8 protein-coding genes and 1 pseudogene are annotated in these 6,458 nt (G+C 70.1%); 3 read left to right on the forward strand and 6 right to left on the reverse strand.

Going from position 1 to position 6,458, the window contains the following annotated elements; all coding sequences use genetic code 11:
* Positions 1-207: 207 nt before the first annotated feature.
* The 4 genes from E0D90_RS22230 to E0D90_RS27365 are packed head-to-tail and all read right to left on the reverse strand — an operon-like array spanning position 208 to position 1,299.
* Entirely contained in the window at positions 208-600 is a 393-nt protein-coding gene (locus tag E0D90_RS22230; RefSeq protein WP_130799807.1) for a hypothetical protein, read from the reverse strand.
* Positions 597-815, reverse strand: coding sequence for a DUF7848 domain-containing protein (locus tag E0D90_RS22235; protein WP_130799808.1), 219 nt, complete (start codon positions 813-815; stop codon positions 597-599). The genes E0D90_RS22230 and E0D90_RS22235 overlap by 4 nt, the downstream gene beginning before the upstream one ends.
* Complete coding sequence (locus E0D90_RS26765) at positions 812-964, reverse strand: hypothetical protein (RefSeq protein WP_157996913.1); 153 nt, start codon at positions 962-964, stop codon at positions 812-814. The genes E0D90_RS22235 and E0D90_RS26765 overlap by 4 nt, the downstream gene beginning before the upstream one ends.
* Positions 961-1,299 (reverse strand): hypothetical protein, encoded by a 339-nt coding sequence (locus E0D90_RS27365; RefSeq protein WP_174856246.1) that lies wholly within the window; start codon positions 1,297-1,299, stop codon positions 961-963. Before E0D90_RS27365 ends, E0D90_RS26765 begins: the two co-directional genes overlap by 4 nt.
* Positions 1,300-1,405: 106 nt before the next feature.
* Between E0D90_RS27365 and E0D90_RS22245 the strand changes: the two genes are divergently transcribed.
* The 3 genes and pseudogenes from E0D90_RS22245 to E0D90_RS28080 all read left to right on the forward strand — a co-directional run.
* Entirely contained in the window at positions 1,406-2,233 is an 828-nt protein-coding gene (locus E0D90_RS22245) for a helix-turn-helix domain-containing protein (RefSeq protein ID WP_130799809.1), read from the forward strand.
* Complete coding sequence (locus E0D90_RS22250) at positions 2,230-2,436, forward strand: DUF397 domain-containing protein (protein WP_130799810.1); 207 nt, start codon at positions 2,230-2,232, stop codon at positions 2,434-2,436. Before E0D90_RS22245 ends, E0D90_RS22250 begins: the two co-directional genes overlap by 4 nt.
* 180 nt (positions 2,437-2,616) lie before the next feature.
* Positions 2,617-2,839, forward strand: a pseudogene (locus E0D90_RS28080) (transposase); the annotation flags it as partial.
* Positions 2,840-2,997: 158 nt separating this feature from the next.
* On the opposite strand, the gene E0D90_RS22260 reads toward E0D90_RS28080, so the two are convergent.
* On the reverse strand, positions 2,998-3,549 hold the full coding sequence (locus tag E0D90_RS22260; protein ID WP_130799811.1) for a hypothetical protein: 552 nt from the start codon (positions 3,547-3,549) through the stop codon (positions 2,998-3,000).
* Complete coding sequence (locus E0D90_RS22265; RefSeq protein ID WP_130799812.1) at positions 3,549-6,317, reverse strand: CBM96 family carbohydrate-binding protein; 2,769 nt, start codon at positions 6,315-6,317, stop codon at positions 3,549-3,551. The genes E0D90_RS22260 and E0D90_RS22265 overlap by 1 nt, the downstream gene beginning before the upstream one ends.
* Between the last annotated feature and the right edge of the window lie 141 nt (positions 6,318-6,458).

Genomic DNA, 6,458 nt, shown 5'->3' on the forward strand with positions numbered 1-6,458 from the left:
GTGAGGTTGCCGAGGTGGACGAGGTAGGCGTGGCGTCGGCAGCCGTCGCAGGGGTCGAGGACGTCGATGTCGTCCAGGCGGACGCCGAGGTCTTTGATGTGGTTGAAGAACTCTCGGGCTGAGTCTTCGAGTTCTTCGCGGTCGGAGTTGGCGAAGCTGATGTCTTCGAACATGGCTGTCTCCAAAGAGATTGCGATACAGGGGTGTTCAGAGCGTGCGCAGGAGGTGCCGGGTGGTGGCGTCGCGGTGGATGGGCCGGGCGGAGAGGGAGTAGAGGACCTCGATGTCCCGGCCCTGGCCGTGGATGCGGTCCGGTCCGCAGGCGTTGGCGCTGATCGGCTGCCCGCTGGCCAGCGCGGCCAGTTGAATGCGCTGGTAGGCGTGGTCGGCGGCCCAGTCCCGGAAGACGTCGGCGGTAGTGCCGAAGGGCGGGGCGTGGCCGAGGGCATCGGCCAGGCGCAGTGCCTGTTCGCGCAGCCAGGCCAGTGCGGCCTCGGGGCTTGGGGTCCGTTGGGCGCTCAGGCGCCAGGTGTCGGCGAGGTCCACTGAGCGGGCGACCGCTTCGCACCAGTAGCCGTCGACGTACCGCCCGTTGCTCACGAGCGGGGCTCCACGAGGTAAGGGATGGAGCTGAGTTCGCGGTACACGGTGTGGCCGGGGTGGTCCTCCCAGTGAAAGACCACCCACATCATCGCCGCGTCACCGGTCTCAGCTCTCGGACCGATCTCCTCGCACACCTCACACTGCGCCCGGAAGACCAGCTGCCCGCTCGTGGGCACGAGGTGGAACCGGGTGAACCGGTAGCCGCCGCTCACCGCTGCCTCAGCGCCTTCAAGTGCGCCTCGATCTTGCGGCCCAGTTCCTCTGAGCGTCGCCGGAGTTCGACCATCGTGATGTCTGGGTCGATGGGGTCGGCAGGGACGGGCGGCGTTGCCGTGCCGTCGTCCTCGGTCCGGCCGTTCACCGGTCGTGCTCCTTCTCGTGACCACAGGGCGGCTGGCCGAACTCCGGTCCCGCGCGGTGGGTTTCTGCCCTCAGGGCTTCGGTGATCCGGGCCGCGACCTCGGGGAGCATCAGGCCGACCTCGACCAAGCGCACCGGCCCACGTGACGCGGAGCCCCACACGTGCGAACTGGCCACCACCGGAAGCGTGATACCCACGGCGGCCAGCGCTTCGCGCAAAGCGTCCGCTGCCCGTTCTGCTTCGAACGCAATTTCGCGCAGGGGGATTTGGCCACCCCCTTTGGTGGCGTGTTCGCCCAGGTGGTGCCAGGTGGTAGGCCGATTTTCAGCACACACGATTGTTCCTCTCCGTAGCGACTCCACTACCAAGCAGAGTCAGCGTGGCCTACAGTCGGTGTGTAATCAACTTGCGCTATCTGTTTGGCAGATGACGGGAACGCTCATGAACCGCAAAGATGTAGACCCCGACTTCTCGGCAGCGGCCGCGTTCGGCGCGCGTCTGCGCAGGTTGAGAGATGAGAAGGGCTGGACCCAAGACGAGCTAGGCACACGGATTGGGTGCACCGGGTCACACATCTCCGCCGTAGAAACAGGCCGTCGCCCACCAACTCAACAGTTCGCGGCAGGTGCTGACAGGGCCCTGGGGACCGGCGACCGCCTTGAACGGCAGAGTCTGACGGTGCGTGAGACGGCACTACTGGAGGGGTTCCCCGAATTCGTCGCACTGGAAGGAAGCGCTGCTGAGATTCGGCTCTTTGAGGTGGGCATTGTCCCGGGGCTGCTCCAGACGCGGGAGTACGCCGAGGCTGTCCTGTCCGGTGCGGTGCGTCGCGGTGCGATCACCGACCAGCAGGCTGATGAATGGTTGGTTCTACTCACCAAGCGACAGGCTTCCTTGGAGCGAACTCCGCCGCCACTGCTCTACGCCGTACTCGACGAAGGCTGTGTGAGGCGTCTGGTGGGGGGCCAGCGGGTCATGGCAGCTCAACTGGACAGGCTTGTCGCGTTCGCCGAGTTGCCATCAGCCGTGCTCCAGGTGGCGCCGTTCGACCTGGGGGAGCGGAGAGCGTTCGATCTGCCGGTGACGCTTCTGACGCTGAGCGACCGATCGAACCTTGCCTATACGGAATCGGCCCAGTCGGGGCGGCTGGAGCGGGACAACCGGCTCGTACAGCCGTTGCTGACCGCCTACCATCATCTGCAGGTTGAGGCCGCGCCGCAGGCGCAGTCTGTAGCCATGATCAACCAGCTGCGAAAGGGTACCCCGTGACGTCCGAGTCCCCCCGTTGGTTCAAGTCCTCATACAGCAGCAACGGTGGCCAGTGCATCGAGGTCGCTGCCAACTTCGCCGCTTCGCGCCGCACGGTCCCTGTCCGCGACTCCAAGAACCCGGCCGGTCCGGCCCTCGCGGTCCCGGCCGTCGCGTTCGCCGCGTTCGTGGACAGCGTCAAGTCGGGTGACATCACCGGCTGACCCGTCCTGCGGAGGCGTACCGGACAGAGCCCCATCGAGCCGCCAGCACCTCGCGGTCCGATGGGGCTCTGCGCTGTCGTCCAGGGGGTGGCCCGACCGCAGGGGCAGGTCGTTCAGCGGGCCGCACCAGCCGCAGCGGGGACGACGCACCACCCAACTCGTTCGCGACATCACCGCTCACTTCTGGTGGACGTGTGCAACTGGCTCCGTCCCGATGCCCCGACCAGCAACGAGCGGCTGTTCTGCCACGTCCACGGACGCGGGTGCCCGCAGCGGGGATCAGTTCGCACCGGGCTGGCCGTACTCCTTCGTCGCCGCTCTGGAGACCGGCCGCACCTCCTGGGTCGCGCTGCTGGACGCCGTGCGCCTGGGGCCCGCCGACGACGCGACCGCCGTCACCGCCGAGCCCCCGGCCGGCCGGGGGCTGGAGTGGCGATCCTCCACTCACGACGACCGCCCTCCCGTGGTCCGGGGCGAAAGCGGTAGTCGCGGTATCCGCACGTGGCGCGACGTGTGCAACCTGGCGTGCCGACGCGCGTCGTGCGGCCCTGCCCTCTTACGTCAGCCCAGCAGATCGGCGTGCTCCGGGCACAGGTGCCTGACCGCGTCCTCCGCGCCGGGGATCTCGCCCTCGTCGACGGCGTCGGCGACGGTCTCCGGGGCGATTCTGGCGAGGTAGGCGATGCGGTCGCATGCCTCCTGGCCCAGCTCCATCACGGCGGCCGGGTCGGTGCCCGTGGGCACCTCCTGGGACTCCAGGTACTTCTCCTCCTCCTCGGTGAACTCCAGCGGGACCTCGGGGACCTTCTCGCCCTCGGCGCCACCGGAGTCCGTGCCGGAGCCCGCGCCCGAGCTGTCGCCCGAGCCGTCACCGGCGCCGTCCGTGTCGCCGGGTGAGTCGTCGCCGTCGGGGTCGTCCTCGTCCCGCGGCTCCTCCCCGCCGTCGTCCGGCTCGGACGACGGCGAGGAGGCGGTGTCGCGGGAGCCCCCGGCGGCGCCGTCCCCGTCACCGTCGTCGGACCCGGAACCACAGCCGCTGAGCAGGGCCAGGGCGAGCAGCGCGGCTGCGACGGCGGCCGCGACCGGGCCGCGCCCGCCGGCACGGCCGCCCATCAGGGCGCCCCGAACGTCAGCAGCAGCTGCGGACGGTTGTCGGCGTTGGAGACTTCCCGCGACCAGAACCACAGGTTGTCGGTGCCGTCACTGGTCACGGCGAGGTTCACCTCCGAGCCGAGCGACCCGGCCAGCGCCGGGGTGCTGAGCGAGACCGAGTAGTGGGTGTTGGGCGCGGTGCCGGCGGGCACGGTGCCGAGCACCGTCGAGCCGTCCACCGTGGGACGGCTGTTCCAGCTGGTGCCGGCCTCGGTCCAGGCGCTCGTCACCGGGACCACGGTGTGGGTGTCCTCCGACCCCGCGTAGTCCTGGCTGCTGGTGCGCACCCGCAGCGCCGCCGCCTTGAGCACCGTGCCGGAGGGGGCGTCGGGCAGTTCGTACCGCAGGTACGTCTGGTAGCCCGAGGTGCCGCGTACGGCGAGCGAGGTGCTGGTGCCGTAGGTGGCGGACGGGGCGCCCTGGTTGACGTAGGTGTCGGCGGTCGGCTGGAGCGTGGTGACGGTGTCCACCGGCGCGCTGGCGGCGTTGTAGTGCGCGGTGACCCGTGCCTGCGTCAGCGCGTGGTGGTAGACGGCCGTCTCGTCCAGCTGTCCGGCGAAGCCGTCGCTGGAGGGCCGGTTGGTCCAGCCGCTGAGGTTGTCCGCGCCGGTCCGCCAGTAGCCCTGGTAGTTCTGGTTGCTGGTCACGGAGTTCTGCGCGACCAGCTGTCCGTTGACGTACAGCCGCATCCCGTTGGTGCCCTGGGTGGCGACCAGGTGGTGCCACTGGCCGTTGTTGTAGCCGGCCGGGCTGGTGACGGTCTGCCGTCCGCTGCCCTGGGTTCCGAAGACCAGCCGGCCGTCGTTGCGCATGTAGACGTGCTTGTCGTAGTTGGTGCTGGTGCGCCAGATGTTCCGGCCGAAGCCGATGATCCGGCCGCCCTGGTTGCTCTCGGTGCGGAACCAGGTCTCCACCGAGAACTGGTTGGGCGAGGCGAAGGCGGTGTCGCTGTAGGTGTAGGTGGTGATACCGCCGGTGTAGCCGATGCCGCGCGCCCCGGGGTAGGGGACGGCGGAGGGGGTGATCCCGCGCGCCGGGTTGCCGCGGTGCACACCGCTGTTGTCGTTGCCGGAGACGTCCGAGGCGTAGAAGCCGGACGGCTCGTCGAAGCGCCAGTAGAGGACCGGGTTGTCGGCCAGCACGGCGTTGGCGTAGGGCTGGGTGCCGGTGGCGGCCGTGACGGCCGCGGGCAGCGACTGCACGCTGGTGTTGCCGGCCCCGTCGGTGGCCGTCACCCGGTAGCTGTAGGACTGCCCGGGCGTCACCGTGGTGTCGGTGAACGACAGCTGCGGCCGGTCCCAGGGCCGGGAGGAGCCCTGCACGGTGTGCAGGGGCGTCGTCGAGCTGTCGCGGTAGACCCGGTAGGTCAGCAGGCTGTCGTCCAGGTCGAGGCTGGAGCGCCAGGTCACCTCGACCTCGCCGCCGGTCAGGCTGTGCGCGTGCACCTCCGGCCGGTCCGGGCTTCCGGTGTCGGGGCCGGAGGCGAAGCGGGTCAGACCCCACTGGGCGGAGCCGTTCACGGCGGTGAAGCCGCCGCCCACCCAGATGAAGTCCCGGTCGTCCTGGGGCAGATCCTCGGCGGTGAGCATGACCCGCGGGCCGATCTGCTCACCGAGGCCGTCGTTGGTGTCGGGGAACCAGCCGAGCAGTTCGGGGTCGTCGACCGACTGCGCGAACAGGTGGAAGCGCGGGCCGTCGGGGAAGGAGCCCATCGAGGAGCAGTCGTGCGCGTGGTGACCGCTGTAGAGGACGCCCTGGTGGACGGTGACGTCCTGGGTCGCGCCCAGGCAGGTGTCCCGCCACCGCTGGTTGAAGGTGTCCAGGTCGAGCGCGATGCGGCCGTCGAACGCCCCGCCGCCGGTGCCCTCGTTGGCCGTGTAGAAGCCGGTCGCGTCGACGGTCAGGCCCTTGACCACGGACCGGTCCTCGATGAAGCCCGGGTAGTTGCGGGTGTTGGCGCCGGTACCGGCGTCGACGACGGCCAGCGCGTGCGAGTTCTGGCCGTTGACGGTGAAGAAGTCACCGCCCAGGATGACGTTCAGGCCGTCGGGGGTCAGCTCGACGGCTCGTCCCGACAGGTCCGCGTTGGCGGTCCAGCTCTGCAGCGCGCCGGTGGTGGAGACCGCGGCGAACCGCTGGCGGCTCTGGCCGCCGACCTGGGTGAAGTCACCGCCGAGGTAGACGCGATCCTCGGAGGCGGCGAGCGCCCGCACGGTGGCGCTCACCGCGATCGAGAACGGCTTGCGCTCACAGGTGGAGGTGTCGAACGCCGCGACGTTGGAGGCGCCGACCCCGTTGACGGAGCCGAAGCTGCCGCCGACGTAGAGGGTCGATCCGTCGGGGGAGACGGTCATCGCCCGGACCGCCGCCGCGGACGAACCCGAGGTGAACCGCAGGTCGCAGTCGGCCACCGGCTCACCCGAAGCGGCGTCCAGCGCGACGAAGTTGGCCGCGGACTCCTCCTGGGTGCCGGGCGCGGCCCCCGGCGGACGCACGGTGGAGAACGTGCCGCCCACGAAGACCGTGCCACCGGCCTCGGCGAGCGACCACACGATGCCGTTGGTCTGCCAGGTCGGCAGTTCGTCGGCGGTGATGCCCACCGGCGCGGTCAGGGCCTGGGCCGGCGGCGCGGACACGGCGTCCGCGGCGGCCAGCAGCCCGGTGGTGAGCGCGAGGACGCCGCTGTACACGACGGCCCTGCGCCACAGTCCCCCTCGGATCGGTTTCATGCTCGTCCCTCTGATTTCGCTGATGTGGGGGGTGGATGGGATCACGGTGGTGCGGTCCTGCGGTGGTGCGTCCCGCTGCGGTGCGGTCTCGCGGGGTTCCGTGGGGGCCGGGCCGGATGGGCCGGTTGGGCCGGGGCGGAG

It is taken from the genome of Streptomyces otsuchiensis (assembly GCF_004305975.1).
GTDB classification, from domain to species: domain Bacteria; phylum Actinomycetota; class Actinomycetes; order Streptomycetales; family Streptomycetaceae; genus Streptomyces; species Streptomyces otsuchiensis.